Raw genomic sequence first — 632 nt, forward strand, 5'->3', positions numbered from 1 at the left:
GTGCTTGCTAAGGCCTCCGGCCCGATGGGGCAAAGGGAGAGCAACTCAAGTTGCTTGCGGGCTTCTCCACCTTCCACTTTAGTGCGGGGCTACCAAGCTATCCCCCTGTGTAGCTCCGGATCGACAAAGCCCCGCAGCGGCTGGGCATACTCCGAGTCGCTCAGGCCCTTGGCTTGCAGCAGCACCCCAAAGCTCCCCAACCCCAGCGGATCCAGCAGAGCGTGAAGGGCATGTCGCCGTCGCAACACCTGGACCAGATCCCGCCCCTCGTCGCCAACTTGGCTGAGGTCGGCTAGCCTTTTCGCCAATCCCAGGTTTACCAAAAAGTAGCTCTGCTGGGTGAAGCCCAGGCACTTGAGCCCCAGAGATTCCCCCACCTGCTGCAAGGTGGTAAAGTCCACATGGGCAGTGAGATCTTGGGATCCCACCCAGACATAGGGATCCGCGTAGGTGCCATGTTGGCGGTAGGCCAGGAGCGTGCCCTGGAAGCGCTGGGGGCTGTAGTAGCGCTGGGCGGTGTAGCCGTAGTCAAGGGTGAGCACATAGCCCCGTCACAGCTTGCGGGCCAAAAGCTGGAGCCACTCTAGGGCCTTGAGGTTGACCTCGGTTTGGTAGCCGGAGGGGTAAGTGGC

General features: G+C 61.7%; 1 protein-coding gene. It reads right to left on the reverse strand.

Annotated elements, in window-relative coordinates; translation table 11 throughout:
- Nucleotides 1–89 precede the first annotated feature (89 nt).
- Nucleotides 90–542, reverse strand: a complete 453-nt coding sequence (locus NW858_RS11505) for an SAM-dependent methyltransferase (RefSeq protein WP_414520544.1) — start codon at nt 540–542, stop codon at nt 90–92.
- Nucleotides 543–632: the final 90 nt, after the last annotated feature.

The organism is Synechococcus sp. H55.10, from assembly GCF_047502715.1.
Taxonomy (GTDB): domain Bacteria; phylum Cyanobacteriota; class Cyanobacteriia; order Thermostichales; family Thermostichaceae; genus Thermostichus.